Annotated in this window: 24 protein-coding genes and 1 tRNA gene; 10 read left to right on the plus strand and 15 right to left on the minus strand. The window is 70.1% G+C overall.

From position 1 onward, the window contains the following. Positions 1 to 16: 16 nt before the first annotated feature. Positions 17 to 493: a YbaK/EbsC family protein gene (locus tag DC432_RS05710; protein ID WP_116537048.1), complete on the minus strand. Its 477-nt coding sequence runs from the start codon at positions 491 to 493 to the stop codon at positions 17 to 19. A 137-nt stretch (positions 494 to 630) separates the two neighbouring features. Here DC432_RS05710 and DC432_RS05715 point away from each other — a divergent pair, with 137 nt between their 5' ends. Further along, entirely contained in the window at positions 631 to 1,704 is a 1,074-nt protein-coding gene (locus tag DC432_RS05715; protein WP_116537049.1) for a Glu/Leu/Phe/Val dehydrogenase family protein, read from the plus strand. A 67-nt stretch (positions 1,705 to 1,771) separates the two neighbouring features. On the opposite strand, the gene DC432_RS05720 is transcribed toward DC432_RS05715, so the two are convergent. From DC432_RS05720 to DC432_RS05730, 3 genes are all read right to left on the minus strand, one after another. After that, positions 1,772 to 2,110 carry a histone-like nucleoid-structuring protein Lsr2 gene (locus tag DC432_RS05720; RefSeq protein WP_116537050.1) on the minus strand — a complete coding sequence of 113 codons (339 nt, stop codon included), beginning with the start codon at positions 2,108 to 2,110 and terminating at the stop codon, positions 1,772 to 1,774. A 114-nt stretch (positions 2,111 to 2,224) separates the two neighbouring features. After that, the gene (locus DC432_RS05725; RefSeq protein WP_116537051.1) at positions 2,225 to 2,947 is read right to left on the minus strand and encodes an acetolactate decarboxylase; all 723 of its coding nucleotides are present in this window, start codon (positions 2,945 to 2,947) and stop codon (positions 2,225 to 2,227) included. A 28-nt stretch (positions 2,948 to 2,975) separates the two neighbouring features. After that, the gene (locus tag DC432_RS05730) at positions 2,976 to 3,356 is read right to left on the minus strand and encodes a histone-like nucleoid-structuring protein Lsr2 (RefSeq protein ID WP_347707119.1); all 381 of its coding nucleotides are present in this window, start codon (positions 3,354 to 3,356) and stop codon (positions 2,976 to 2,978) included. A gap of 137 nt (positions 3,357 to 3,493) precedes the next feature. Here DC432_RS05730 and DC432_RS05735 point away from each other — a divergent pair, with 137 nt between their 5' ends. Then, complete coding sequence (locus tag DC432_RS05735; RefSeq protein WP_116537053.1) at positions 3,494 to 4,993, plus strand: amino acid permease; 1,500 nt, start codon at positions 3,494 to 3,496, stop codon at positions 4,991 to 4,993. A gap of 198 nt (positions 4,994 to 5,191) precedes the next feature. Then, positions 5,192 to 5,674, plus strand: a complete 483-nt coding sequence (locus DC432_RS05740) for a hypothetical protein (RefSeq protein WP_165801194.1) — start codon at positions 5,192 to 5,194, stop codon at positions 5,672 to 5,674. A 235-nt stretch (positions 5,675 to 5,909) separates the two neighbouring features. Here DC432_RS05740 and DC432_RS05745 read toward each other — a convergent pair whose 3' ends face one another. Then, positions 5,910 to 7,619 carry a CocE/NonD family hydrolase gene (locus tag DC432_RS05745; protein WP_207770763.1) on the minus strand — a complete coding sequence of 570 codons (1,710 nt, stop codon included), beginning with the start codon at positions 7,617 to 7,619 and terminating at the stop codon, positions 5,910 to 5,912. Positions 7,620 to 7,681: 62 nt separating this feature from the next. Between DC432_RS05745 and DC432_RS05750 the strand changes: the two genes are divergently transcribed. Continuing rightward, positions 7,682 to 8,356 (plus strand): TetR/AcrR family transcriptional regulator, encoded by a 675-nt coding sequence (locus DC432_RS05750; RefSeq protein ID WP_116537055.1) that lies wholly within the window; start codon positions 7,682 to 7,684, stop codon positions 8,354 to 8,356. 228 nt (positions 8,357 to 8,584) lie between these two features. Here the strand turns inward: DC432_RS05750 and DC432_RS05755 are convergent. The 4 genes from DC432_RS05755 to galU all read right to left on the minus strand — a co-directional run bounded on the left by DC432_RS05755 (position 8,585) and on the right by galU (position 12,165). Beyond that, positions 8,585 to 8,660: transfer RNA gene (locus tag DC432_RS05755), tRNA-Ala, on the minus strand. 833 nt (positions 8,661 to 9,493) lie between these two features. Beyond that, positions 9,494 to 10,549, minus strand: a complete 1,056-nt coding sequence (locus tag DC432_RS05760; RefSeq protein ID WP_116537056.1) for a large exoprotein — start codon at positions 10,547 to 10,549, stop codon at positions 9,494 to 9,496. An 88-nt stretch (positions 10,550 to 10,637) separates the two neighbouring features. Next, positions 10,638 to 11,261, minus strand: a complete 624-nt coding sequence (locus DC432_RS05765) for a GNAT family N-acetyltransferase (protein WP_116537057.1) — start codon at positions 11,259 to 11,261, stop codon at positions 10,638 to 10,640. A 13-nt stretch (positions 11,262 to 11,274) separates the two neighbouring features. Continuing rightward, on the minus strand, positions 11,275 to 12,165 hold the full coding sequence (galU, locus tag DC432_RS05770; RefSeq protein WP_116537058.1) for a UTP--glucose-1-phosphate uridylyltransferase GalU: 891 nt from the start codon (positions 12,163 to 12,165) through the stop codon (positions 11,275 to 11,277). Between the two features lie 62 nt (positions 12,166 to 12,227). Here galU and DC432_RS05775 point away from each other — a divergent pair, with 62 nt between their 5' ends. The 3 genes from DC432_RS05775 to mscL are packed head-to-tail and all read left to right on the plus strand — an operon-like array spanning position 12,228 to position 13,565. Further along, positions 12,228 to 12,824 carry a 5-formyltetrahydrofolate cyclo-ligase gene (locus DC432_RS05775; protein WP_116537059.1) on the plus strand — a complete coding sequence of 199 codons (597 nt, stop codon included), beginning with the start codon at positions 12,228 to 12,230 and terminating at the stop codon, positions 12,822 to 12,824. 17 nt (positions 12,825 to 12,841) lie between these two features. After that, on the plus strand, positions 12,842 to 13,108 hold the full coding sequence (locus tag DC432_RS05780; RefSeq protein ID WP_116537060.1) for an FmdB family zinc ribbon protein: 267 nt from the start codon (positions 12,842 to 12,844) through the stop codon (positions 13,106 to 13,108). A gap of 34 nt (positions 13,109 to 13,142) precedes the next feature. Further along, positions 13,143 to 13,565 (plus strand): large conductance mechanosensitive channel protein MscL, encoded by a 423-nt coding sequence (gene mscL, locus DC432_RS05785; RefSeq protein WP_116537061.1) that lies wholly within the window; start codon positions 13,143 to 13,145, stop codon positions 13,563 to 13,565. Between the two features lie 86 nt (positions 13,566 to 13,651). Here the strand turns inward: mscL and DC432_RS05790 are convergent, their stop codons facing one another. Beyond that, positions 13,652 to 13,948, minus strand: coding sequence for a hypothetical protein (locus DC432_RS05790; protein ID WP_243393047.1), 297 nt, complete (start codon positions 13,946 to 13,948; stop codon positions 13,652 to 13,654). 10 nt (positions 13,949 to 13,958) lie between these two features. Continuing rightward, positions 13,959 to 17,666: an ATP-binding protein gene (locus tag DC432_RS05795; RefSeq protein ID WP_116537062.1), complete on the minus strand. Its 3,708-nt coding sequence runs from the start codon at positions 17,664 to 17,666 to the stop codon at positions 13,959 to 13,961. Positions 17,667 to 17,865: 199 nt separating this feature from the next. Between DC432_RS05795 and DC432_RS05800 the strand changes: the two genes are divergently transcribed. After that, positions 17,866 to 18,399 carry a methylated-DNA--[protein]-cysteine S-methyltransferase gene (locus DC432_RS05800; RefSeq protein WP_116537063.1) on the plus strand — a complete coding sequence of 178 codons (534 nt, stop codon included), beginning with the start codon at positions 17,866 to 17,868 and terminating at the stop codon, positions 18,397 to 18,399. 63 nt (positions 18,400 to 18,462) lie between these two features. Here the strand turns inward: DC432_RS05800 and DC432_RS05805 are convergent, their stop codons facing one another. Together DC432_RS05805 and DC432_RS05810 are read right to left on the minus strand one after the other, a co-directional pair. Next, entirely contained in the window at positions 18,463 to 20,079 is a 1,617-nt protein-coding gene (locus tag DC432_RS05805) for a solute symporter family protein (RefSeq protein WP_207770764.1), read from the minus strand. Continuing rightward, the gene (locus DC432_RS05810) at positions 20,076 to 20,429 is read right to left on the minus strand and encodes a DUF485 domain-containing protein (RefSeq protein ID WP_108319199.1); all 354 of its coding nucleotides are present in this window, start codon (positions 20,427 to 20,429) and stop codon (positions 20,076 to 20,078) included. Before DC432_RS05810 ends, DC432_RS05805 begins: the two co-directional genes overlap by 4 nt. Before the next feature lie 141 nt (positions 20,430 to 20,570). On the opposite strand from DC432_RS05810, the gene DC432_RS05815 reads away from it, so the two are divergent. Both DC432_RS05815 and DC432_RS05820 read left to right on the plus strand, forming a co-directional pair. Next, positions 20,571 to 21,422, plus strand: a complete 852-nt coding sequence (locus DC432_RS05815; protein ID WP_116537064.1) for a helix-turn-helix transcriptional regulator — start codon at positions 20,571 to 20,573, stop codon at positions 21,420 to 21,422. 113 nt (positions 21,423 to 21,535) lie between these two features. Further along, complete coding sequence (locus DC432_RS05820; protein ID WP_116537065.1) at positions 21,536 to 21,823, plus strand: Fe-S cluster assembly protein HesB; 288 nt, start codon at positions 21,536 to 21,538, stop codon at positions 21,821 to 21,823. A gap of 171 nt (positions 21,824 to 21,994) precedes the next feature. On the opposite strand, the gene DC432_RS05825 is transcribed toward DC432_RS05820, so the two are convergent. Both DC432_RS05825 and DC432_RS05830 read right to left on the minus strand, forming a co-directional pair. Next, positions 21,995 to 22,789, minus strand: a complete 795-nt coding sequence (locus DC432_RS05825) for a hypothetical protein (protein WP_116537066.1) — start codon at positions 22,787 to 22,789, stop codon at positions 21,995 to 21,997. Positions 22,790 to 22,849: 60 nt separating this feature from the next. Then, positions 22,850 to 23,620: an enoyl-CoA hydratase/isomerase family protein gene (locus DC432_RS05830; RefSeq protein WP_116537067.1), complete on the minus strand. Its 771-nt coding sequence runs from the start codon at positions 23,618 to 23,620 to the stop codon at positions 22,850 to 22,852. Between the last annotated feature and the right edge of the window lie 2 nt (positions 23,621 to 23,622).

Consider the following 23,622-nt stretch of genomic DNA (forward strand, 5'->3'; position numbering starts at 1 on the left):
GCGAACGCCGGCGCCCTCACGCGACGCGCGCGACCGTCCCGCCCGTCAGCCGCACGAGCTCGTCGAAGGTCAGCGGAAATACCGTGTGCGGCGTCCCTCCGGCGGCCCAGATCTCGTCGAAGGCCGCGAGGTCCTCGTCGACGATGGTCGTCAGCGCCGCGGGGTGACCGGTCGGAGCCACACCGCCGATCGGCTGCCCGGTCGCGGCGAGCACCTGCTCGGGCGTCGCGCGGCGGATCGCCCCGCGCCCCAGCCGTTCGGCGAGAGCCGTGGTGTCGACGCGGTGCGCGCCGCTGGTCATGACCAGCAGCGGCACGTCGTCGCTCCAGAACACCAGGCTGTTGGCGATCGCGCCCACCTCGATGCCCAGGGCCGCGGCGGCCAGTGCCGCCGTCGACGCGGCATCGGGCAGGACGACGATCTCTCCGGCGATCCGCGCGTCGCGCAGGGCGGCGGCGACGAGGCGGCTCCGGGCGGGCAGGGCATCGTTCATGCCCGCCAGCCTAGGGCCGCACGCCCCACCGCACGGCTCGCGCCCGGGGCCGCGAGCCGTCAGAATGAGAAGGGATGCCGCAACGCCGCGGCATCCGCGAAGAGCCGCCCACAAGGCGGCCGACGACAAGGAACGCGATGACCAACGCCCTGCCCCTGCCCGATTTCACCCACGAGCGCGTGGAGGTGATGACGGGACGCCGCAGCGGCCTGTTCATCGCCGTCGCCCTGCACTCCTCGGTCCTCGGCTCCGCCCTCGGCGGCGCCCGCCTGTGGACGTACCCCTCGTGGACCGACGCCCTGGGCGATGCCCTGCGTCTGTCCGCCGCCATGACCCTCAAGAACGCCGCGGCGGGTCTCGACGCGGGTGGCGGCAAGAGCGTGATCGGCCTTCCCGTGGGCACCGTGCTCGACGCCGACCGTCGTCGCGCGGCCTTCCTCGACCTCGGCGACGCCGTCGACAGCCTGGGCGGTCTGTACCGCACCGCGGAGGACGTGGGTTCGACCACCGACGACATGCTCGTCGTCAGCGAGCGCACGCCGCACGTGGTCGGTCTGCCCGACACGGTCGGTGGTTCGGGCGAGCCCGCGGGGCCGACCAGCCTGGGCGTGTACGCGTCGCTCGTGGCGACGCTGGAGCGCGTCGCCGGTACCGGCGACGTCGCCGGCCGACGCATCACGATCGCGGGTCTCGGTCAGGTGGGCAGCCGCCTCGCCGAGCGTCTCGCCACCGAGGGCGCCGCGCTCACCGTGACCGACGTCAACCCCGCCAAGCGCACCCTCGCCGCCGAGCTCGGCGCGGCGTGGGTCGAGCCGGGTGAGGCGCACCTGATCCCGGCCGACGTGTTCGTGCCCGCGGGCATCGGCGGAGTGCTCACCGACGAGGTGATCGACGCCCTCGACGCCCGCGCCGTGTGCGGGCCCGCCAACAACCCCCTCGCCGAGCGCTCCGGCGCCGAGCGCCTCGCGCAGCGCGGCATCCTGTACGCCCCCGACTTCGTGGTCAACGCCGGTGGCGTCATCTACCTCGATCTGGTGGCGAAAGAACGCGGCACGCTCGAGCAGATCATGGGCCGCGTCGCGGGGATCGGCGACACCGTGCGCCGCGTCTTCGACGAGGCCGCCGCGCGCGGCGTGACGCCTCTGGCCGCCGCCGAAGGCCTGGCCGCCGAACGCCTCGCCGCGGGCACGGCGACGAACGCCCTGGTCTGACGCTCGGAACGACGAGAGCCGGGTGCCGTGTTTCGGCGCCCGGCTTTCGCATTCGTCGGTGGGGTGTTCAGTGTGCGGCGTCGTAGGCCGTCAGAATGCTTTCCGAGATGCGGCCGCGATCGCTGATGGCAAATCCGTTCTTCTCCGCCCACGACCGCACGTCGACCAGGTCGCGTGTCGGAACGGCGCGCGGTCGGGATGCCCGTCGGAGCGGAACGTGCGCGGACCCGGCGGTGCGTCCGGCCGCGATGAACGGTCGAAATGCATCGCGCAATTTCTCTGCATTGTCTTCGGAGAGATCGATCTCGTAGGCGCGGCCCTCGAGAGAGAAGTGCACCGTCGTTCCATCGTCGATGACGGTGCCGTCGAGATCGTCGATCAACTGGGTGATGTGCTTTTTCGCCATGCGCCGACCTTATGAGGCGCTCACGCGGGCGTACCGTTGCGTCGGGGATATTTCACCCTGCTTTTCGCCCCTCGGAGGAACGCGCCGATGCCTTCCTCATTCAGTGAGTGCGAATCATTCACCATTCTCGACCGCGACGATTCGGTGATCATCGTCATGAGAGAGTTCGGTGGCGAGAAAACGGTCATCCGTCGGCACCCGCAGATGAAAGTCGGCGAACGCCGTCACGCGCAAGAGGCCCGGGCCGAGATCCGCTTCCAGCACATGGCCGCCCACCGACCGATCCGCGCTGATGAAATGCAGATGCAGCCCTGCCACCGTGATTCCCTGGTAGATCCGCGGCATCCAGAATCCGACGAAAGAACCCTCGACGGCCACCGTCTCGGTCTCGATCTGCTCCGCGGCGACGTCGGCGAGCGGACGCAGCGGCGGGGACTGGCGCCGAGTGACACGCGTGCGAATGCGGTCGATCGTGCCGTCCCAGCGAACCGCGTGGAAGAGGTTGCGGCTGCGCAGCCGTTCCTCGACGAGGGCGCGGAAAACGGCGAGATCCCCGCGATCGGTGGGAACGGCCGGCGAGGGACCGATGGTGCAGACGTCGGCGAACGGAAGAACCTCGTCGTCGTCCATCAGCCGGGGCGGGCCGTCGGCGGTGCACTCGAGCAGGTCGCCGTCGATCAGGATGACCTCGCCGCCCAGTCCCTCGCAGCACCCGATCCCCGTATCACCCAGCGCGCGCACATCGCGGGCGGCGATGCCCTGCGAATACACGCCGCCCAGAAGGGCGTCCAGGACGGCGAATTGAGAAACGGCGCCCGGGGAGAGAGGCGTTGTCACGCTTTCTCCCCGGAGCGCCGGAGAACGATCAGGAATTCGCCTCGTTGTACGCGTCCAGGATGGACGAGGGAACGCGGCCGCGGTCGCTCACGGTGTGTCCGTTCGACCGCGCCCATTCGCGTACCGCACCCAGGTCGACATCGCTGGTGCGGCGTTCACCACGGCCACGACGAGCGGTGGTGTTCCCGCGCGAGACCGAGCGGGCGGCATCCACGAAAGGCGCGATCGCCGAATAGAACTTGTCGGCATTTCGGTCGGAGAGGTCGATCTCGTAAGCCCGGCCTTCGACCGAGAAAGTGATCTGCTTTCCCTGTCCGTCTTCGAGAACAGAGCCGTCGAGGTCGTCCACGAGGTGGGTGATGTGCTTCATAGCCATAATATGCAAACCATACACCCGAATGCATCTCATAACCCATGCGTATTCGCGTCTGATAAAGCAGCTTTGCGCCCGACCGTCGAGGCCACTGTCGAGGACGCCACGAGGGACTATCCTCCCGGAGGTGGTGTTCGTTCCCTGGGCGCCACCTCAGACAGAGGAAGCATCTCGTGAGCCTATTCCGCACCAAGTCGGTGGAGCAGTCCATCGCCGACACCGACGAGCCGGAATTCCGGCTCAAGAAATCCCTCAGCGCGGTCGACCTGACCGTCTTCGGCGTGGGCGTCGTGATCGGCGCCGGCATCTTCACCCTGACCGGCCGCGCCGCCAACGAGGTCGCCGGCCCCGCGGTGGTCATCAGCTTCATCATCGCCGCCATCGCCTGCGGGCTCGCGGCCATGTGCTACGCCGAGTTCGCCTCGACCGTCCCCGTCTCGGGATCGGCCTACACCTTCTCCTACGCCTCGCTGGGCGAGTTGTTCGCGTGGATCATCGGCTGGGACCTGATCCTCGAGATGTTCCTGGGCGCGAGCGTCGTCGCACAGGGGTGGAGCGCGTACCTGGGCGCGTTCCTCGGTCAGATCGGCATCGTGCTCCCCGAGAACCTCTCGTCCGGCGGCATCGTCGACATCCCCGCGATCCTGCTCGTCCTGGTGCTGGGCGGTCTCATGACGGTCGGCATCAAGGAATCGCTGCGGGTCAACCTGGTGCTCGTCGCCGTGAAGCTCTTCATCGTGCTGTTCGTGATCATCGCCGGCATCCTGTTCATCAATCCGGCCAACTACAGCCCCTTCGTTCCCGAGAGCGTGCCGACCGAGTCGGCGTCGGGCCTGACCCAACCGCTGCTGCAGTTCCTGTCGGGGCTCGAGCCGGCGACCTTCGGTGTCGGCGGCATCCTCGCCGGTGCCGCACTGGTGTTCTTCGCGTACATCGGCTTCGACGTCGTGGCCACCACCGCCGAAGAGACCAAGCGCCCGCAGCGCGACCTGCCGATCGGCATCATCGCGTCGCTCGTGATCTGCACGATCCTCTACTGCGCGGTCGCCGTCGTCGTGACCGGTATGGTCCCCTACTCCGAGCTGAACCCGCAGGCCGCGCTCGCGAACGCCTTCGCCTTCCACGGACAGACGTGGATGGCCACGGTCATCGCCGCGGGTGCCGTCGCCGGCCTCACGACCGTGGTGCTGACGCTGCTGATCGGCGCGACCCGCATCATCTTCGCCATGTCGCGCGACCGCCTGCTCCCGGGCGGCCTCGCCAAGGTGCACCCGCGCTTCCGCACCCCGTGGGTCATCTCGATCATCGTGACGGTGATCGTGGCGATCGTCGCGGGCTTCACGCCCATCGGCATCCTCGAAGAGATGGTGAACATCGGCACGCTGTCGGCGTTCGTGCTCGTGTCGATCGGGGTGGTCGTGCTGCGTCGCAAGCGCCCCGACCTCAAGCGCGGCTTCCGCGTGCCGCTGAACCCCGTGCTGCCGATCCTGTCGGCGCTCATCTGCACGTACCTCATGCTCAACCTGTCGGTCGAGACGTGGCTGCGCTTCCTGATCTGGCTCGCCCTCGGCTTCGCGATCTACTTCGCCTACTCCCGCGGACACGCGCGCCTGGGCACCGGGGCTCCGCTCGACCCCACCACGCCCCGCGTCGTGGCCCCTCCGAAGGAGTGACCCGCCTCTGATCCGTGGATGCCACGCCCCGACCGTTCCGATGCGGCCGGGGCGTGGTGCGTATGTCGCCGCGCAGGCCGTGGACCAGCCCTACGGCGAGATGCACCGCGTGCGACTGATCGCGGGCACGTGGTTCAGCGATGCGGACGAGGCCCAGCTCGCCCCCGGTTGATCGTCAACGAGGTCTTCTGGGATCGGATGGGACGACCCCCGCTCGCCTCGCACCCCGCCGTCGCGCTCGGCGGGCAGGGCGTACCGGGCGCCGCCTCGGGTATCCCCGCCGGGGGCACCACCGCCGACGTGATCGGAGTGACCCCCGCAGCGACATGGGATACGCAACCGTCGATGTTCATGCTCGCCGAACAGCGACAGCGCCTTCAAGACGCAGCGATCGGCGAACGGGGCGCCTCGGCCGCCGCCGCCGACCCCTACGGTGGCGGAGCCCCGTCGACGCAGTACGAGATGTGGGTGCCGGCGGAGCTGTCCGATACGCTGACCACCCTTCTCACGCGCGACCTGGCGAGCGCTCTGGACGCAGACGTGCAGGTGCAGGTGTCGCGCAACGACCGGGCGAGCTACGGCGACGATCCCTTCCTGGTGACCAAGCTGGTCGTCACCGGGATCGCTGTGCTCGTCCTGCTGCCCTCGGACTCGTCAACGTCGCTGGAGCGGTCGGGGTGAGCGCTTCGGTGCTGGTGGTGCAGTCGCCGGTTCTGCGCACCTGATCGGGCAGGGCATGGTCAGCGATTCCCCGCCTTTCCCGGTGGATGCCGCGATGACCGGACTCGTCGCTGCCACCGCTGTCGGCGCGCTGGCCGGACTCCTTCCCGCGCTCGTGGCGGTGCGGGTGAGGGTCATCGGCGCCATCCGCTACTGACGAGCCAGGCCCCCCAGGATGTGACGTTGCGACGGCGCATCAAGCCTGTCGAGCGTCGAGCGGCACGATCGGAATCTCCAGGAATGCCGGGTCCTCGTGGCTCCATGTGAGCGTGGCTCGGCCGGATTTGCTCGGCTCGTAGTGGGTGGGAAAGTGACCGAAGAGCGGGTTACGTGGTTGCAGATAGCGGCCCCCGATCAGCAGTCGGATGCTCTCACCTGCGCGGAACAGGGTCGCGGAGGAACTCAAGGGAATCTGCACGTCCATCGGCTCGCCATCCCGCACGGGGAGTTCGGCATCGAAGCGGTGTTCGGGTCGGTGCGGGGCGCTGGTTGGGTCGAGCTGCCGCAGAGCCAGGCGCAAGCGGCCCTGGGCGACGTGGTCGCGACCGAAGCCGTAGGACCCCTCGAACGGGACTGGCGCGCCATCTGCCCATTTCTCGACTCCGACGAACAGCCGCGGATCCGTCGCACCGTGAGTGGTCACGGTGAGTCGAAGGTTCATCGGCCCGCTGAGTTCGGTGTCCGTGTCGAAGCGATACTCGAATGCTGACGCCTCGCGCTTCAGGTCGAAGGAGATCTCTCCCGCGGCATCCGGAGCAACTCCCATCGCCCCGTCGACTCCGAGGAAGAGACGTGTCCACTGCGTGCGCGCGAGCGGCCACTGGGACTCGTCTCGAACCTCGACCACGTGGTCTCGGCGATCACGGACTTCAAGCCGCATCGACGGCAGTGTCGTCGCGTCGAGTTGACGTAGATGCTTGTCGAAGAAATCCACCTGGTGGCGGAGGGCCTCCGCACCGTAGAACGTGGCCCATTTCGGCCCGCGGTGAGTGTAGACGTGGCGCTCCGGGGAGCTCACTCTCTGAAAAGCGCGCATCGAGCCGACGCTGTGAAGGTTGGCGTCCGAGAAGCTGGCGCAGACGAGAATCGGCACCGTGATCTTCGCGAGGTCCGGAGTCAGCTCTTGCCACCACGCGTCGCGGAGCGGATGCTGGCGCCGATCCACCGACATGTCGCTCACAAGTCGTGCGGCGCGCTTGGTGATCGCCAGCCAGACGCGGGCGAACCCGTTCTCGACGACGCCGCCCGCGGTGAAGAAGTCGCGGTAGGCATCGGTGAACCCCTCCCACGGGGAGATCGCCTTCAATGCGGGTGGATTGAGTGCCGCGACCTTGTACTGAGAGAGGGCGAGATACGAGACCCCGAGCATCCCGATCCGGCCGTTGCTCCACGGTTGGGACGCGAGCCAGCCGATGACCTGCGCGATGTCGTCGGCCTCCTGGTCGGAGAGAAGATCTCCGCGTCCTTCGGATCGGCCGCCGCCGCGGGTGTCGAGGTTCGCGACCGCGTACCCGTGCTGCGCCCACCAGACCGGGTCCGGCGCCTCCCAGCTCGTCTGATCCGAGATGCGAAGGGGCTCCGACTGGTTCATGATCCGGAATTGCGGATTGACCGACCAGTGACCTCTCTTGAGCTTGGGGAGCGCGTCCTTCCGATACGGGTGCGCGCACAGCAGGACGGGCAGGAGTCCCTCGGCTTTCGCGGGTCGATACAGGTTCAGACGCAGGGTGACCCCGTCGCGCATCCTCACAGCGACATCCTCGTCCTTCACCACGTCATCAGGCATGGGATAGACCGTGATCGGCGGCTTGCGAAAAGCAACGAATCGCGCTCGCGCATAGGCTGCTCGCCCCGGACGCTTCCACGGCCTATCGATCGGTGTCGTCATCGACGGTTGCTGCCTCATGCTTTTGAGCGTAATTCTGATGCTTTGGAAGGTCAATCCATAGCATGAAGTAAACTGGCTTCATGGCATCCACCGATCGCTCTGCTCCAGATCCGCGCAGTCGACAGAAGCGGGTCGGAGAGGTCCTTCGAGCGGACACTCGCAACCGCATCCTCGAGGCGGCCGCGAGCGAATTCGAGACCCGGGGCTATTCGGCCACGACAGTCGCCTCTCTCGCGAAGGTCGCCGGCGTCTCCGTTCAAACCCTGTATCTTGCGTGGGGAAGCAAACGGGCTCTACTGCGTGGCTACCTCGAGAAGGCCTTGGCAGGGGACGCGGCTTCGCCGGAGGAGGCCGCCGGCCGCTTCGCTGAAGACCTGAGCCCCGCGGAGCGCGTCGCTCTGCTGGCCGCAGTGGTCGCCGACGTAGCGCGCCGCGCCGCGATCGGCTGGAGCATCTACCGAGACGCTGCCGGGAGCGATACGGAGATCGCGGAAGACTGGAGCGAGCTGCAGATGAAGCGACACCGACTCTTCGCTCGCATCATCGGCCACATCCCCGAAGAACACTTCGCACCGGGGCTGACGGGCCACGGAGCAGTCGACACCGCGTGGGTGATCGCGAGTCCGGAAACCTACAGTCTGCTCGTCACCCGACTCGGATACGATCTGGGCCGGTATCGCGACTGGGTGGAACAGACCCTCACCCGCGCCCTCCTCGTCGACCCGACTGCTCCCCGTGACCGCGGGGATGGCTGACGAGCGCAACGTCAGTGTCCCGGGAGAAAACCGAACGTGCGTCTCTTCCACGGAGCTAGAGGGGTCGGCACCTGCACGCGCAGCGTGCCCGGCGGGGGCGATCCGGCTCAGAAAACGCGGCGCGTCTCAGCCCGATGAGTAGCCGGGGTGGGTGTTGGTCGCGATGACCTTCCTCAGCGACTCGCTCGGCTCAAGCCGTGCGCATTGCAGGCTTTTACAAGCCGGGCGTGGTGGACCTGAGGGGATTCGAACCCCTGACCTCCTCGATGCGAACGAGGCGCGCTACCAACTGCGCCACAGGCCCGGACAACTCGACAACACTATCACGCCCTTAGGCCGTGCTGAGACCATCCCGGCAGCGCGATCAGCCGTCTCGCCGCCGCATATGCCCCGCGCCGCATGCCGCGCCGATGGCGGCACGGCGGCACGTGCGGGAGACGGACACAACGGCGGGAGAAATCACGACACCCCGGCCGAAAGAGCAGCCGACCAGGCATGTCACGGATCCGGCCCGCAGCTGTGCCCACACGGGGATCGCCGCGTCGACGGGGCCACAGCGGCACCCGCGGAACACGTGCACAACGGCGGGAGAAATTCCGACACCCTGGTCGGAGGAGCGGCCAACCCGGCGTGTCACCGATTCGACCCGCCGCTGTGCCCACGCGGGAACCACCGCGTCGACGGGGCCACGGCGGCACGTGCGACTCGGGACACAACGGCGGAAGAAATCACGACACCCCGGCCGAAAGAGCAGCCGACCCGGCATGTCACCGATCCGGTCCGCAGCTGTGCCCACACGGGGATCGCCGCGTCGACGGGGCCACAGCGGCACCCGCGGAACACGTGCACAACGGCGGGAGAAATCACGACACTCCGGCCGAAAGAGCAGCCGACCAGGCGTGTCACGGATCCGGCCCGCCGCTGTGCCCACACGGGGATCGCCGCGTTGACGGGGCCACGGCGGCCCGCGCGGGACACGGGCACAACGGCGGGAAAAATGCCGACACCCCGGCCGAAAGAGCAGCCGACCCGGCGTGTCACCGATTCGGCCCGCCGCTGTGCCCGCGCAGCGCCCGCCAACTAAACGAGCCCGGGCCTCGGGCCGGAGCCGCAGAAGACGAAACGAGACGACGGGGATTACTCGCCCGAGGCGCGGCGCGCGAGCAGCCGCTGCACGTGATCCTGGATCTCGCTGTCGTCGACGTACCCCATGGCCGCGTACGGCGAGGGCGCCGGAGCCACGGCCGCGGGACGAGCCGTCTCGATCGGTGTAGGAGCCTGTTCGGCGGCGATCGAGCGCGCCGCCTCTTCTCGCGCCGCGGCGCGCAGGGCGTCGCGCGCGATCTGCTCGTCGACGACGGCCGCGGCGCGCGAACCGACCGAGGCGACGAGGGGGCGCGGCAGCTCGCGCGGCGTCCACGTCGGACGAGGCGTCGGCACCAGCGCGACATCCTGCAGCTCGACGGCGGCGTGGGTTGCGGCGACGATCACGGGCGCCACCGCGGTGCGGGCGGCGACCAGCGCGATACGACGAAGAAGGACGAGGGATGCCACGACCACGGCGACACCCGCGACGAACAGCACCGGAGCCGCTCCCCCGGCGACCTGCACCACGCCCACGATCGCAGCGACGAGGCCCGTCAGGGCGACCGTGGTGACGGCCAGACGGAAGCGGCGACGGATGCGCGCGCGACGTGCCGCCGGCACGGCGACGGCGGCGGCCCGCTCGGCCAGCGCACGCTCGACGGCGGCAGCCCGGTCGGCGCGGCTCTTCTCGAGCGCTGCGGCCCGCTCGGCGCGGGCGACGTGCACGGCGGCGGCCCGCTCGGCGCGCGCCAGCTCGAGGGCGGCGGCGCGCTGCTCCTTGACGACGTCGCGATCGCGGGCGCTCTCGAGACGTGCGACCTCGAGGCGCGCCTTCGCGGCCGCCAGCTCGGTCTGCGCCTTCTCGGCCTGGATCTGACGCGCGAGCTTCTGCTGCTGATGGGCGGTGCGCGCGGTCAGCTCCAGACGCACCTCACGGGGCGTCTCGGCCGTCTCGGCGAGCACACGCAGCGCCTGATTGAGGCGGACGGCATTGCGTTCGGCCGAGGTGAACCGGTGCCGGCTCTGCCACGACGGAAGGAGATACACCAACCAGAGCGCGACCGCGACGAAGACGATCACGCCACCGCTGAGAACCTGCCCACCCATGGGTCAAAGGTAGGTCACCCGGAGATCACACCTCGGCATCCCCCCGCGTGTCGTGCCGAGACTCGGGGAAAGTAGACGCAAGGACCCGTCAGAGGCGATCGGCGGGAGGGATGCGCGCCGCGTCGGGCGGCACCTGCCCGCGTTCCCAGCGGTCGAGCACGCCGTGCGGCACCTCTTCTTTGACGAGCGCGAACGAGTAGTGGTCGCGCCAGTCGCCGTCGATGTGGATGTAGCGGCGCCGCAGCCCCTCGTACCGGAAACCGAGCTTCTCGACGACCCTCAGGCTCGCGTGGTTCTCGGGGCGGATGCAGATCTCGATGCGGTGCAGGTTGAGCATCGTGAAGCAGACGTCGGTCGCCATCGCCACGCCGATCGTGGTGATGTTGCGGCCCGCGTACTCCTCGGCCACCCAGTAGCCGATCGTCGCCGACGCGAGGGAGCCGCGCGAGACGCCCCACACGTTCAGCTGACCGGCGACCTCGTCCTGCCACTCCATGACGAAGGGCACGCCGAGGCCGTCGCGGAACTGCTGCAGAAGACGACGGATGCCGAGACGCATGTCGAACGAGACGGGGCCGTCGGGGCTGGTCGCCTCCCACCGGCGCAACCAGGCGCGGTTGTCGATCAGCTGCTGCTGGAGGACACGCGCGTCACGGTTGCGGATGAGTCGGATCGACACCTCGCCGTGCCGCCGTGGGACGGAGAGATCCATGGCACTCGCGGGGTCAGAGACCCTGCGCGAACTCCTTGAACCAGGGGCGCAGCGCCGGACCGAGGTCGTCGCGATCGGCGGCGAGCTGCACGATGGCCTTGATGTAGTCCACGCGGTCGCCGGTGTCGTAGCGGCGCCCGCGGAAGACGACGCCGTACACGCCGCCGCCGTCTCCGCCGCCGGTCGCGAGCTCTTCGAGGGCGTCCGTGAGCTGGATCTCGCCGCCCTTGCCGGGCTCGGTGCGCTCGAGGATGTCGAACACGTCGGGGCCCAGCACGTAACGGCCGATGATCGCGAGGTTCGAGGGAGCGTCTTCGGCGCTGGGCTTCTCGACGAGCTGCGTGACCTTGACGACGTCCTCTTCGTCCGTCGGCTCGACGGCCGCGACGCCGTAGAGGTGGATGTGCGCCGGGTCGACCTCCATGAGGGCGATGATCGTCGCCGAACGCTTGTCGTACTCGTCCATCATCTTGGTGAGCAGCGGGTCGCGCTCGTCGATGAGGTCGTCGCCGAGCAGCACCGCGAAGGGGTGGTCGCCGACGTGGCTGCGGGCGCGCAGCACCGCGTGCCCGAGGCCCTTGGGCTCGCCCTGGCGCACCATGTGCACGTCGGCGAGGTCGGACGAGTGCTCGACCTTGGCGAGCTTGTCGTGGTCGCCCTTCTCGCGCAGCTTGGTCTCGAGCTCGGGCATCGAGTCGAAGTGGTTGGCGATGTTGTTCTTGTTGCGACCGATGATGATCAGGACGTCCTGGATGCCGGCATCGGTCGCCTCTTCGACCACGTACTGGATGGCCGGCTTGTCGACGACCGGCAGCATCTCCTTCGGCATGGCCTTGGTGGCGGGCAGGAAGCGGGTACCGAGGCCTGCGGCCGGGATGACGGCCTTGAAGGGCTTGTGAGGCATGGGGCTACCTTAGCGGGACCGTGTGACGTCGCCGTTACACACGCGCACGTAGACTTACGCGCATGCCGGATCGCATCGAGCAGGCCAAACGCGCGCTCCGCGCCGACCTGCGCGAACGCCGCCAGACCGTCTCCGCCCACGCGCGCGAGGTGGCCGAGGCGGGCGTCAAAGAACAGCTCGACGCCCTCGTCGACCGCATCGGGGCACGCAGCATCTCGTGCTTCCTGTCGACCCCCACCGAACCGGGCACCCACGCCTTCGTGTCGGGCGCGGTGGCGCGCGGCATCCGGGTCCTCCTCCCGATCACCCGCGAGGACGGCCTGCTCGACTGGAGCGTGGCCACACCCGACACCGAGATCACCGAGGGCATGTTCGGCCTGCCCGAACCGGTCGGCGACGTCCTGGGACCCATCGCCGTCAACGACGTCGACCTGCTGGTGATCCCGGCGGCCGCCGTCGACCACCGCGGCATGCGCCTCGGCTGGGGCCGCGGCTACTTCGACAAGACCCTCGGCTCGATGGAGCGCTGCCCCCCGGTCTACGCGGTCATCTTCGACTCCGAGTTCGTCGACGACGTGCCCCGCGACGTGCACGACCAGCCCGTCACGGGCGTGGTCACACCTACGCGCACGGTCGCGATCGCCGCCCCCACCTCCTGAACACCCGAAGGATCGCCATGCCCACCTACTCCTACGCCTGCAAGCAGTGCGGCCACCGTTTCGACGCCGTGCAGTCCTTCTCGGATGCCGCTCTGACCGAGTGCCCCGAATGCGGCGGCGAGGTGCGCAAGCAGTACGGCTCGATCGGCGTCACCTTCAACGGCTCGGGCTTCTACCGCACGGATTCGCGCGGGTCCTCCGGCGCGGCTTCTGGCGGCTCGTCGTCTTCTTCGACATCATCGAAGTCGGAAACGAAGACGTCCGCCCCGTCCTCGGCCTCCTGAGCCACGGTCGGCGCGGCAGAAGGGGAGCCAGCGCATGATCAAGGGATTCAAGGAGTTCATCCTCCGCGGCAACGTCATCGACCTCGCGGTCGCCGTCGTCATCGGCGCGGCGTTCACGGCCGTGGTCAACGCGATCGTCAGCGCACTCATCAACCCGCTGGTCGAGATCTTCTACAAGCCGAACGAGAACGGCGAGTTCGGTCCGACGATCACGGGCATCTACGGCCAGGCGGTCACGTTCCCGCTCGGCGGCCTGCTGACCGCGATCATCAGCTTCTTCGCCGTCGCCATCGTGGTCTACCTGGTGTTCGTCTACCCGATGAACCGCTGGAAGGCCATCGCCGCAGCGCGCGCGGGAGTGGGAGCCGAGAAGTCCGAAGAGCCCAAGCTGCCGACCGAGCAGGAACTGCTCGTGCAGATCCGCGACCTGCTCGAGCGCCAGAACGACCGCGCCTGAACGGCCGCGCCCGACCTCACGACGCCCGTGCCCGGAGCATCTCCGGCGCGGGCGTCGTCGCGTCCCGGGGTCGGCCGCGTCCACGGTCAATAGTGGGGTGGGACGTCCCGCAGCATGCGGTCGTCGTTGGGTCCGGATGCCGCGGGGCTCGCACCCGCGCCGCGTTCCCGCTCGTCGGCGGGGGCGGGCTCGGCAGTGGTCCCCGGTGCGGCGAGCAGGCGCGCGCGACGCGCCCCCCGCACCCGGACGACCGGCTGACGCGCGGCCGTGTCGGGGGCTTCGATGGGCTCGGCCCCCTCACGCTCGACCGAGGACCCCGAATCCGTCGAAGGGACCGGGACCTCGTCCGGGGCGCCGGGGGAACCGGCATCCGGAATCTGCATCTCCGAACGCTCAGCCGGGCAGGTCGAGGGGCTCGGTCGTCGACTCCGGCGGCGCGTCGCCCTCGGGGGCGATGCCCAGCAGCTCGGCGATGCGCGCGGCCACACCGGCGGGATCGCTGTAGAGGTCGAAGGCGTGCACGCGCACGTAATGCCAGCCGAGGCGACGCAGGATCTGCGGGCGCAGGCGCAGCGTCTCGCGCAGCGACTCGCCACCCGACTCCGGGTCGCTCTCGGCGACGACGGCCTTGCCCTGGTGGCGGGCCACAAGGGGCAGCAGACCGCGGTAGTCGACGTCGACCTCGACGCCCAGGCGACGGAGCTCCCGCGCCAGCGCACGGGTCAGGGGATCGGCGAGATCCTCGAGACGGCTCTCGCGGCCGCGGGCCGCGACGTTGCCGAGGATGCCCATGAGGGTCGCCGCACCGTGCTCGAGACGACCGTCGTCGAACGCGGAGGGACGGATCGACGACACGATCACCATCGAGCGTCGCGCCCGCGTCATGCCCACGGTCAGCAGGCGCTCGCCGTCGGGGGTCGACAGGTCGCCGAAGTCGCTCAGCACGCGCCCGTGGCGGGTCAGTCCGAACCCGAGCGAGAACACCACCCGGTCGCGACTCTCGGCCACCGACTCCTCGAGCGTCAGCACGGCGAAGGGCTCGGCGGCATCCCTCGAGACGAACTCGGCCACGTCCGACCGCCCCGCCAGCGCCGCCACGACCGAGGCGCGCACGCGCTCGGCGTGCTTGCGGCTCGCGGTGACGACCATGAGGGACTCGGACGCGCGGTTGACCGCGTGCTCCACGACCAGAGTGACCACGCGGGCGACCTCGGCGTCGGGGCTCTCGACCGCGCCGCTGACGGGATCGGGCGCACCGACGCCGCCCTCGACGTAATCCACGCTCAGGCTGCCGCGACCCAGGTACGAACCGGCCCAGGGCAGCGACACGATCTCGCCGCCGTAGAAGGCGTCGTTGACGAGCTGCGAGAGGTCTTCTCCCCCGGCGCGGTAGCTGCGGGTGAGCGTCTCGACCGGCAGCAGCTCGGCGACGCGCTCGAACACCGACACCCCGTCGAAGGGCACCTCGTCGGTCTCGTCGACCGCGGGATCGACCGAGGCGCTGACGCGGAACGGCGTCGGCTTCTGCACCACCGGGTCACCGAACAGCACGATCTGCCGCGCACGGCGCAGCGCCGGGGTCGCCTCGGCCAGGCACAGCGCGGCGGCGTCGGCGATGATCACCACGTCGAACGCCAGGTCGTGCGGCACGTCGGGCACCTCGTAGGGCGACGCGAGCCACACCGGCGCGAGGGTGCGCAGCAGCGTGGGCGCGGCATCCGAGATCTCCTGCGCCGTGTGCAGGCCGTCCTTGAGGACGCGCTTGAGCGCCGTGGCCTCGTCAGCGTGGTCGACGATGCCGATGCGCCACTGCGTCGCCAGTTCGGCCGCCAGCAGCGGTCCGGCGGCGGCGGCATGGGCCTCGTCGACGAGACGGAAGTCGCGCTCGAGACGGTCGACGACGCTCGTGTTGGCCCCCAGCAGCGCCCGATCCGTGCGCAGCAGGTGCTCGAGCGCCGACTGCCACCAGACGAACTCCAGCTCGGTGCCGACCCGCTCCTCGGGGACATGGCGGACCGACAGTTCGACGAGCAACTGCTCCAGACCCAGGCGGGCGAGCTCGGAGCGCAGCTGCGCGCGCTCGACGAGGTTGTCGAAGAACGTCGACTCGGCCGCGAGGCCGGCGAGGGTGCGCACGAGCCGCTGCACGGGCAGCGTCGCGAGGCGCTCGGAGCCCTGGCGGCCGAGGATCTGGTCGAGCTCGCCGAGCAGCGCATCGGTGCGCTGCCACGCCACGTGCACGTCGGCCAGTCCCAGCGGAACCTCGGGGGTGACGCCGGCTTCGACGACCCGCTGCCACTCGGTGCGCTGCTGCTGGATGCGCACGAGCGCTTCGTACATGTCGGGGACGTGCACGCCCGGGCGCACGTACTCCTTCGACAGGCGCTTGAGGCGGCGACGGTTGGGGCCGCTCATCGCCGAGGCGTCGCGCCGCGGGGAGTGCGCGTCGATCAGCTCGCCGAGCGGACGCTCGAAGACGCTGGGGCTGAACCGGTCAAGCGACTCGCGGATGCCCTGCAGCAGCTTGAGGTACGACCCGAGCTCCGACACCGTCTGGAACGGCCGCATGCGCGTCTGCGCGATGAGCTCGTAGCCGCGCTCGAGCAGTCGCGGTACTTCCTGCGTGTGCAGCTTTCCGGCGAGATCGTGGGCGGCGCGTGCGTCCTCGGTGCGGGTGAAGCTGACGCCGTACCAGGGCGAATCGTCGGGTCCGAACCGGAACTCGCCCAGGCGCGCGGCCATCGCGAGCGCGCGGGCCGCGGCATCCCTGCGCCCCGCGAGCTTCTCGAGGGTGGCGAGGTCGAAACGGGCCTCGGTCGAGGGAGCCGGAGAAGTGGATGCCAGAGACGTCAGGGCGCGCAGCACGTCGAGCGCCGAGACGCCCAGCGCCAGGTGCGGCTCGGTGACGGCGGAGCGGTAATCGCGCAGCACCGTGCGCAGGCGCACCAGGGCGTCGTCGATCTCGGCCACCTTGGGCTGCTCGGCCTTCTCGTTCCGCCCGATCGCGCGGATGAGGTCGCGGCGCACGTGGTGCGGCGACACCGCGAGGCCCGTCAGACCCACTCCGGCCAGGCGATGGCGGATGCCGTCGAGCGTGGAGCGGCGCGCGCTCACCACGAGCACGCGCTTGTTCGCGTGGACGAGCTGACCGATCGCGTTGATGACCGTCTGCGTGCCACCGGTGCCGGGCAGCGTGTGCACCGCGAGCGAGTGACCCGCCGAGATGCGGGCGAGGACGCGCTCCTGCTCGGCATCCGCATCGAGGAGCAGCGTGTCGGCCGCGGGCGTGCGCTCGTCGGGGCCGACGACCACCGGCTCGGCGCGGCGGACGGTGATCCGCGCGCGGTCGTCGGGATGACCGGCGAGAGCGTTCAGCAGCGTGTCGTCGAGGTCGTGGGTGTCGCGCGCCATGCCCGAGCCGACGTCGGCGAACGACGAGATGACCAGGCGCGGGTGCACGACGAACGTCGGCACGTGCGAGGTCAGGCGGCGGATGTGGTCGATGACGGGCTGCGGCTTGAAGACGCCCTGGTCGTAGGCCAGGCCCGCGAGGGCGGCGCTGTCGATCTGGATGCCGAGGTGCGTGCGGAACGCGCGCGCCAGCTCGGGGTTCATGACGAACGCGCCATGGAGCTTCAGCTCGAAGTCGCCGTGGTGGCGGCGGATCGCCAGCGGGCGCAGCAGCACGGGGGCCGACCACTCGACCCCGCCGATCTTCCACGCGGCCAGGCCCACGGCGAGGTGCACGGGTTCGAGGCCGCGGGCGGTGCGCAGCTCGACGTTCTTCGCGGTGATGCGGTCGGCGGCCATGCGGGCCGTGCGCAGCGCGACCTCGTCGCGGAACAGGTTGGAGAGCATGGTGGCGCGCCCCGTGATGAACTGCGGGAGGGAGCCGGGGTGCGCCTTGGTGATGTCGATGCCCGCGTCGCGCGCGTCGTCGAATCGCAGCAGCGTCGAGCGCCCACCGAGGGCGGCGGCCTCGGACCGGATACGGTCGCGTTCGGGGTCGGCCACGTGGCGGACCACGATGCCGGGCTCCGACAATCGCAGCTCGCCCGGATCGACGGACGACGTCGAATCGTCTCCGTGGGCACCGGTCACGGTACCGTCCTCAGCTCGCCACACACCTGTCAGACTAAGCCGGGCGACTCGGGATCGCGCGCAGCGGGCCCGAGTTTCGCGACAATCGGCGACACGCCGGATCACCGGCCGTTCCTCCCCGACAGGACATCCGGCCGCGCTCTCCCCCGATCGCGGCGGGGCCGGTCCGCGCCGTCGAGGGGGTCTTCAGGATGGGCGCATGAACAGAGTCACCAGCACCGACTACGACAGCCCGGTGGGCCCCGTCCTGCTCACCTTCGTCGACGACGCGCTCGTGCGCCTCGACGTCGCACACGAGGGGCTCGACCGCTCGCGCGCCGAGATCGCCGCCCGGCTCGGCGTCGTCCCCGATCCCGATCCCGCCCCGGGCGCCGACCTCGTACGCCAGCTCGACGAGTACTTCGACGGCGCACGACAGGCGTTCGACGTGCCGCTCGACTGGCGCCTGGTCCGCGGCTTCGCCCGCGCGGCCCTCGAAGCGACGCTCGAGATTCCCTACGGCGAGACCGCGGCCTACGGCGAGGTCGCCGTCATGGCCGGGGCGCCGGGCGCGGCCCGCGCGGTCGGCACCGCGTGCGCCTCGAGTCCGTTCTCGATCGTGGTGCCGGTGCACCGGGTGGTGCGCGCCGACGGCTCGATCGGAGAGTACGGCGGCCACCCCGAGATCAAGCGGCATCTGCTTGATCTCGAGGGGGCGGTTCGGGATGCCGGGGGCCTGCGCGCGGCGGGCTGAACGACGGAACGCCCGGCCCCGCGAGACGCGGTGACCGGGCGCTCCCTCGTCGAGCGGCGACCGTCAGTGGTTGGACGCCTTCTCGGCGCCGAAGCCGGTGAGGGAACGGACGTCCATCTCGGCGGCCTTGCGGCGGTCCTCGGCGGTGCGCGAGGTCACCGATCCCAGCCACCCCAAGAAGAAGCCGAGCGGGATGGACACGATGCCCGGGTTGTTCAGGGGCCAGATCGCCACCCCCGTGTTCGCGAAGACGCTGGTGGGCGTCCCCCAGAACACCGGCGAGAGGAAGATGAGCACCAGCGCCGAACCCAGGCCGCCGTACATGCTCCACACCGCGCCGCGCGTGGTGAAGCGCCGCCAGAACAACGAGAACAGGATCGTCGGCAGGTTCGCCGAGGCGGCGACCGCGAAGGCCAGCGCCACGAGGAAGGCCACGTTCTGCCCCTGCACGCCGATGCCGCCGAGGATCGCCAGCACACCGATGACGATCACCGTACGACGGGCGACCTTGACCTCGCCGTCCGGCGGCACGTCGCCCTTCTTCACCACATTGGCGTAGATGTCGTGCGCGAACGACGCCGCCGCGGTGATCGTGAGGCCCGCCACCACCGCCAGGATCGTCGCGAACGCCACCGCCGAGATGAACCCGAGCAGCAGGGGACCGCCGAGGGCGAAGGCGAGCAGCGGGGCCGCGGCGTTCACGCCGCCCGGTGCCGCCAGGATGGTCTCGGAGCCCACGAGCGCTCCCGCGCCGTAACCCAGGACGAGGGTGAGGATGTAGAACAGGCCGATCAGCCAGATCGCCCACACCACCGACCGACGGGCCTCTTTCGCGGTGGGCACCGTGTAGAAGCGCATCAGCACGTGGGGCAGGCCGGCGGTGCCGAGCACGAGGGCCAGGGCCAGCGAGATGAAGTCCCACGGGTTCTTGCCGTACTGCAGACCCGGCGCGAGCACGGCATCCCCCTTCGGAGACGCGGCCACCGCGCTCTCGAGCAGGGTGTTCAGGCTGAACCCGTTGATCGCCAGCACCCAGACGGTCATGACCACGGCGCCGCCGATGAGCAGGAACGCCTTGACGATCTGCACCCACGTGGTGCCCTTCATGCCGCCGATGAGCACGTAGACGATCATCAGGATGCCGACCACGGCGACGACGATGGACTGCCCCACGCGCTCGGTGATGCCCAGCAGCAGCGACACCAGACCACCGGCACCGGCCATCTGCGCGAGCAGATAGAAGAAGCACACCGCGAGCGTGGTGATCGCCGCAGCCATGCGCACCGGGCGCTCCTTGAGACGGAACGACAGCACGTCGGCCATCGTGAACTTGCCCGTGTTGCGCATCAGCTCGGCCACCAGCAGCAGGGCCACGAGCCACGCCACGAGGAACCCGATCGAGTACAGGAATCCGTCGTAGCCGTTGATCGCGATCGCGCCGACGATCCCCAGGAACGACGCCGCCGACAGGTAGTCGCCGGCGATCGCGAAGCCGTTCTGCGGACCGGTGAACGAGCGACCCGCGGCGTAGTAGTCCGCGGCGGTCTTGCTGTTGCGGCTGGCGCGGATGACGATGAACAGCGTCACCGCGACGAAGGCGCCGAAGATCGAGATGTTCAGCACCGGGTTGTTCTCGACCGTCTGCACGGCCGCGTCGATGGAGGCGAGCACGTCGTTCACGAGCGACCTCCCTCGGCGCGCTCGAGCTCATCGCGCAGCTGCTCGGCGCCCGGGTCGAGGCGACGGTTCGCGTACGCGACGTAGCCCATCGTGATGGCGAACGTGGTGACGAACTGCCCCAGGCCGAACAGCAGGCCGACGGTGATCGCGCCCGACACGGGCTGGGCCATGAACCCGGGCGCGAAGGACGACAGCAGAACGTAGACGAAGTACCAGACGAGGAACGCCACCGCGAGCGGGAAGACGAAGCTGCGTTGACGCCGCTTCAACTCCCGGAACGGGGCGGACTCCTCGACCGCGATGTAGTCGACGCCGCTCGTGTGAGCGTCGTCGATCCGACGGTCCGTCATGTGGCCTCCTTGCCTCATGAGTACGGCGCAGCACTGCGCCGATCGGGGAGAAAAGTCCGGGTCGGCCTTTGCTTCCCCGGTGGTATGGTCGACGCTACGAAACGCGGCGACGACGCCGTCACCCCCGGAAGTAGGTAGTGCGTGTCCGCACCCTCCGCTCTTCGAGACGATGCGACCCTCGTGTCGCACGCTGTGTCCGAACTCGCCCGACGCACGCACTTCCCCGTCGCCTTCGGCGGTCTCGAGCACGACGGCGCCGTCCACGTGACCACCATCGTGGGCGCCCGCACCCGCAGCATCGACGGCCTGGTCGTGCACGCCACCCGCGGCCTCGGTGGCCGCGCCCTCGTGGAACGCCGGCCCCGGATGACCCTGGACTACCGCACCTCGCGCACGATCACCCACGACTACGACCGCGCCATCCTCGGCGAGGGGATTGCGACGCTGTTCGCGGTACCCGTCCTGGTGAGTGGCGCCGCCCGCGGCGTGCTCTACTGCGGCTCGTGGGCGCAAGCGCCCGTCGGCGAGGTCGAGGCGCGCCCCGCGTTCGACGTGGCCGGAGAGCTCGGCACCGAACTGCGCGTGCGTGCCGAGGTCGAGCGACGCCTCGCCCGCTCCCCCGCCCCCGAGGGCGGCATCAGCGCCGGTGCGCGAGAAGAGATCCGCGAGAGCTACGCGCAGCTGCGGGGTATCGCGGCGACCGTGGGCGACGACGACCTGCGCCGTCGCCTCGAAGACATCGAGGGGCGATTGGCCGCCCTCACCGGCGACGCGCCGACCGGCTCGGTCGACACCGACATCCACCTGTCGCGCCGCGAGATCGACGTGCTGGCGTGCGCGGCGGTGGGGTCGACGAACGGCGAGATCGCGGCATCCCTGGGGCTTCGAGAGACCACGGTGAAGTCGTACCTGGCCTCGGCGATGTCGAAGCTGGACGCCTCGACCCGGCACGCGGCGGTGACCCGGGCGCGGCGCGCGGGGCTGCTCCCCTGACCCCTGGACGACCGGTGGGAAAGCCCTGGCAATGGGCGCCTGAGGTTGAGAGCAGGGCCGGTTCTCGGCATCGTGGCTGACTCCTGTCGTCGATCAGAGAAGGAGAGTCACCAATGCTGACGCTCACCGAAGAGGCCACGACCGCCGTCAAGACCATCACCGCGCAGATCCCCGACGCCCCGCAGGGCGGGGTGCGCATCGAGGGCGCCGGCTCGCCCGAGTCGCAGTTCGCGTTGTCGGTCGTCGACGCCCCCGAGCCGTCCGACACCGTCGTCGAGAGCGCCGGAGCGCGCGTCTTCCTCGACGGCGACGCCGCCGCCGTGCTCGACGATCGCGTCCTCGACGCGCAGATCGACCCCGAGCAGGGCTCGGTGCAGTTCGCGGTGACGACCGCGGCCTGAGACCCGCTCGTCGACGACGCCCCGGTTCGCGCCGGGGCGTCGTCGTGCGTGGCCCCTTTTCGCCGCGAGACTGCACGCGGCTGACAAGTCGGCGACATCCTGACGCCGAGTCGTCAGCAGCGTGCAGCCTCGCGGACCATACGGGGCAGGACGGGATGGATGCCGGGGCGCTCAGCCCTCGAACACCACCACCTCATCCGAGGCGGCGTCGTAGACGAACTGCAGGGCGGTGCCGGCCGGAAGATCGGAGTTGCGCTTCTCGGGCGAGTCCGCGCCGAGCAGCAGCGTCGCGCTCGCGGGGAAGACACCCGCCCCGCACGCGAAGAGCAGGTAGCGACCGTCGTAGGAGGTGCCGTTGCCCACCTCCGACAGCAGAGCGGGTTGCCAGACCGTCAGGCACTGCGACGCGCCCTCCCCCGTCTCGAAGGACGGGTACGAGACCACGCGGAAGCCCTGGAACTCCTCGTACGCGGTCACTTTGCCCGTCACGCCCCGGGCGAACGAACTCGGGACCGGGAAGTCCGGATCCGGAGCGAGGCGGGCGATCTGCGTCGCGCCCACCTGCAGCGGATCCGTCTGCACGCGCTGCACGACGACGAGGGCGGTGACCGCGCAGCCGACCACCAGCGCCGCGGCGGTCAGCAGGACCACTATCGACCGGCGCGGTCGCGGCATCCGGAATCGGGATCGCGGATGCCGGGCCGGCTCGGCGGGGGCGTCCGGCTCGAGCTCGTCGGGGCGTTCGTCCTGCGCGGACGGGTCCGCCGGTCCCGCCTCGGCGTCGGCGTCCGGGGCCGGGGTTGGGGCGGGGACGGCCGCTGCACGCGCGTCCGGGACCGACGCAGCCGCCGCCCGCTCCTCGAGCTCGACCAGGCGGGCCATCGCCGCGGGGTCGGCCGCGATGTCTCCGTCCGGGGCGTACGCCCGTCGCCGCAAGGCCGCGAGTTCTTCGTCGATGCTCGGCATCCCCCGATTCAATCAGGACGACGATCGGTCCGCCCCACGAGAACGACAGCGGGCCCGCGCTCAGCGACCCGTGAACGACGGCGGGCGCTTGGCCTGGAACGCGGCGAAACCCTCGTGATAGTCCTTGGTGGCGGCCAGCGCGGCCTGCGCGCGGTTCTCGAGCGCCATCGCCTCCCACAGCCCCAGCCGCTCGTCGCGGAGGGCCGACACGATGCGCTTGCTCGCGCGGAACGCCGCCGTCGGACCCGCCGCGGTGCGCCGCGCGGCCAGGGTCGTGGCATCCGTCACCTCGTCGGCGGGGAGGACGCGCGAGAACAGACCCGCCCGCACGGCCTCGTCGCCGGACATCAGGCGTCCGGTGTAGACGAGGTCGAGGGTGGCGTGGGTGCCGAGCCGCTCGACGAAGAGGGCGTGGCCCCCCGAGTCCAGGGTCGCCCCGAGCGCCGCGAACGGCGACCCGATCTTCGCCGTGTCGGCGACGTACACGACGTCCGTCGCGATCAGCAGGCCCAGCCCGACCCCCAGGCACGCGCCGTGGGCCGCCGCGAACGTCGGCGCCGGAAAACCGGCGATACGGCGCAGCAGCGGCGCGAGGGTGTCGTCGAGGTAGCCCGCGACGTCGTCGGTCGCGGGATCGACGCCCGAGATGTCGCGACCGGCGCAGAACGACGGCCCCTCGCCGCGCAGCAGCACCGCCCGCGCCCCGTCGGCCTCGGCGCGGTCGTAGGCGGCGGCGAGCGCGCGCAGGTCGTCCGGGCCGAGGGCGTTGCGTCGAGTCGGGGCGTTCAGCACGATCTCGGCGACGTCGTCGGCGACGCGGTATTCGATCATGC

The sequence above is a fragment of the Microbacterium testaceum genome, assembly GCF_003075375.1.
GTDB lineage: Bacteria > Actinomycetota > Actinomycetes > Actinomycetales > Microbacteriaceae > Microbacterium > Microbacterium testaceum_E.

Excerpts from the sequence above, each read along its gene's own strand:
- DC432_RS05710 (WP_116537048.1), bottom strand. The coding sequence starts at position 493 with ATGAACGATGCCCTGCCCGCCCGGAGCCGCCTCGTCGCCGCCGCCCTG.
- DC432_RS05715 (WP_116537049.1), top strand. The coding sequence starts at position 631 with ATGACCAACGCCCTGCCCCTGCCCGATTTCACCCACGAGCGCGTGGAG.
- DC432_RS05720 (WP_116537050.1), bottom strand. The coding sequence starts at position 2,110 with ATGGCGAAAAAGCACATCACCCAGTTGATCGACGATCTCGACGGCACC.
- DC432_RS05730 (WP_347707119.1), bottom strand. The coding sequence starts at position 3,356 with ATGAGATGCATTCGGGTGTATGGTTTGCATATTATGGCTATGAAGCAC.
- DC432_RS05740 (WP_165801194.1), top strand. The coding sequence starts at position 5,192 with ATGGGACGACCCCCGCTCGCCTCGCACCCCGCCGTCGCGCTCGGCGGG.
- DC432_RS05745 (WP_207770763.1), bottom strand. The coding sequence starts at position 7,619 with ATGAGGCAGCAACCGTCGATGACGACACCGATCGATAGGCCGTGGAAG.
- DC432_RS05750 (WP_116537055.1), top strand. The coding sequence starts at position 7,682 with ATGGCATCCACCGATCGCTCTGCTCCAGATCCGCGCAGTCGACAGAAG.
- DC432_RS05760 (WP_116537056.1), bottom strand. The coding sequence starts at position 10,549 with ATGGGTGGGCAGGTTCTCAGCGGTGGCGTGATCGTCTTCGTCGCGGTC.
- DC432_RS05765 (WP_116537057.1), bottom strand. The coding sequence starts at position 11,261 with ATGGATCTCTCCGTCCCACGGCGGCACGGCGAGGTGTCGATCCGACTC.
- galU (WP_116537058.1), bottom strand. The coding sequence starts at position 12,165 with ATGCCTCACAAGCCCTTCAAGGCCGTCATCCCGGCCGCAGGCCTCGGT.
- DC432_RS05775 (WP_116537059.1), top strand. The coding sequence starts at position 12,228 with ATGCCGGATCGCATCGAGCAGGCCAAACGCGCGCTCCGCGCCGACCTG.
- DC432_RS05780 (WP_116537060.1), top strand. The coding sequence starts at position 12,842 with ATGCCCACCTACTCCTACGCCTGCAAGCAGTGCGGCCACCGTTTCGAC.
- mscL (WP_116537061.1), top strand. The coding sequence starts at position 13,143 with ATGATCAAGGGATTCAAGGAGTTCATCCTCCGCGGCAACGTCATCGAC.
- DC432_RS05790 (WP_243393047.1), bottom strand. The coding sequence starts at position 13,948 with ATGCAGATTCCGGATGCCGGTTCCCCCGGCGCCCCGGACGAGGTCCCG.
- DC432_RS05800 (WP_116537063.1), top strand. The coding sequence starts at position 17,866 with ATGAACAGAGTCACCAGCACCGACTACGACAGCCCGGTGGGCCCCGTC.
- DC432_RS05810 (WP_108319199.1), bottom strand. The coding sequence starts at position 20,429 with ATGACGGACCGTCGGATCGACGACGCTCACACGAGCGGCGTCGACTAC.
- DC432_RS05820 (WP_116537065.1), top strand. The coding sequence starts at position 21,536 with ATGCTGACGCTCACCGAAGAGGCCACGACCGCCGTCAAGACCATCACC.
- DC432_RS05825 (WP_116537066.1), bottom strand. The coding sequence starts at position 22,789 with ATGCCGAGCATCGACGAAGAACTCGCGGCCTTGCGGCGACGGGCGTAC.
- DC432_RS05830 (WP_116537067.1), bottom strand. The coding sequence starts at position 23,620 with ATGATCGAATACCGCGTCGCCGACGACGTCGCCGAGATCGTGCTGAAC.